Below are 1913 nucleotides of genomic sequence, written 5' to 3'. Positions count from 1 at the left end.
CTCAACCACTTGAAGTAGTCATTTCTTATATCTTTTTGCTCGTAAAAATTAATGACTGCTTCTAGGCTTTGGTAATTCCGATCTGGAGTAGTTGAGTTATTCTCAGTAAAACTCAGAGACACTAGTGATTCTTTCTGAGAAACCGAATGAAATGTAACCATACAAAAATATCTTGTTAAAAAATTTACCCAAAAACATCAGTCTACTATTTACTATAGTAGTTTATAGTAATTCAAGAGTGTTGTAGTCTTTAACTTGACTATCGTTTCCCTGATGCCCGATATATTGTCAATGCTACGGCACACTCAGGCTGGTTCGTAAGATTTCGGAAAAATTCTAGACCGGCTTCTAGCCTTTGATAATCCTTTCCCAGTTTTCGTGTCATTTCCATGAGAGTTGGTTGTATACAAGAGTGCATATACTCTACCAACTTCTCTAGATCTTGATCTTCAGTATTACCAAAGTTATAAAACGCCCATGGTATATTAGTGACCTCCCGAAAACCCACTGAATTTAAAAGTGGTCCCAAAATTCGCCCGATACAGGGATTACCATCTGCATATAAGAACATTTCACGGTAAGATTGTAGTAAATATTGATAATCAGGTGATTCCGGCCAAATCAGGTGAGTTTCGTAATCAGTTTCAGTTAAGGTAATTCGACCGCCTGGCTTGAGGACACGGTACGCTTCCTCCAGAATTGCTTTAGGATTTGAGACATGTTCTAAGAACCAGATGGCATAAACATGATCAAAACTGGCATCGGGCCAAGGAAGCTGAATGGCATCACCTACACGCAGATCAATGTTGTTTTCAAAACCAAGAGTATGTAAATAGTGCTGAGCGCATTCTATTTGAGTAGATTCGAGATCGATTCCAGCTACTCTCAAATCTGGAAAACTGTCTAGAATTATTCCTAAGACAGCACCTGTACCACAGCCGATTTCTAACAAATTCTCGGTAGGAAACAAATTGAGATCGCGCAATAGCACTTTGTCCCGCCAATATTGAGCTTGTTTAACTAAGCGTTGTTGCTCTTGATGTGAATAGCCATGTATGTAATTTTTGGACAAGTGTTAGTCTCCCAACTGAACTAATTTAGAAGATTGTCGATGAAGTTTATAAATTAAAATTTGTGATTATAACACACTTGAATTTGCATTGCCAGCACAAGAATGTGTTATAACCATCTAAACTATCCTATTGTTTCTAACACAGAATATCTTAATTTATCGGCTGCCTCTTCCATTTCTACTAGTGATTCAATCGCCATAACATCTGTAAGTGAAACACCTAAAATTTGAGCAGCTTTCCGAATGGCTTCTTTTTCCTTTTGATGATAGTCTCTATCAGCTCGGCACATCTTGATCGCTTGATATAAAATAACCTTGGGCGAATTCATGGGAAAATCAAAATTAATATTCTCCAATAGCTCTTCGAGATTAACATCTTTCCAATTCAGGTTTTTGACAGTGGCAATATACTCTTTACTGATTTCTGGCAAATACTCTTCAGTACATCCGAACAAAACCAGCTCATCAATGTACCAATCCAATTCTGCCTCTGCCAGCTCACCCTCTGCACCAGCAATTGCCAACAACACACGACTATAATTAACCGCAACATCAAAGTCACCAGGTTGGTGAATATTGTATTGTCTTTTTGAATAGGGGGATGGTTGCAGTGCCTTGCCGTTACTCATATTTTGTGCTGGATTTGTCTAAGACGGATTTAATACTAAGCAATTTATCCTATACTAAAATTTTAACAATGTCAATTTTTTATAGGGCGTGTCATCAAATAGGTATCAATTTAGTTTAGAATCGATGCATATCGTTAACAAATATAGAAATTCTACGACTTGTGAGGTAAAAATTTCTGAGGCGCGCACCAAAGCGCGAATTTAATTACGGG

At 37.6% G+C, this 1913-nt stretch carries 2 protein-coding genes; both read right to left on the bottom strand.

Going from position 1 to position 1913, the window contains the following annotated elements:
* Positions 1-259: 259 nt before the first annotated feature.
* Positions 260-1072, bottom strand: a complete 813-nt coding sequence (locus tag F6K53_RS38920; RefSeq protein ID WP_293055605.1) for a methyltransferase domain-containing protein — start codon at positions 1070-1072, stop codon at positions 260-262.
* A gap of 122 nt (positions 1073-1194) precedes the next feature.
* Positions 1195-1701, bottom strand: a complete 507-nt coding sequence (locus F6K53_RS38915; protein ID WP_293085219.1) for a TerB family tellurite resistance protein — start codon at positions 1699-1701, stop codon at positions 1195-1197.
* Between the last annotated feature and the right edge of the window lie 212 nt (positions 1702-1913).

Source organism: Moorena sp. SIO4A1, assembly GCF_010672065.1.
Classification (GTDB): Bacteria; Cyanobacteriota; Cyanobacteriia; order Cyanobacteriales; family Coleofasciculaceae; genus Moorena.
The sequence above is the reverse complement of the archived record's forward strand: the minus strand, read 5'-3'. Positions and strand labels throughout refer to the sequence as shown.

Excerpts from the sequence above, each read along its gene's own strand:
- F6K53_RS38915 (WP_293085219.1), bottom strand. The coding sequence starts at position 1,701 with ATGAGTAACGGCAAGGCACTGCAACCATCCCCCTATTCAAAAAGACAA.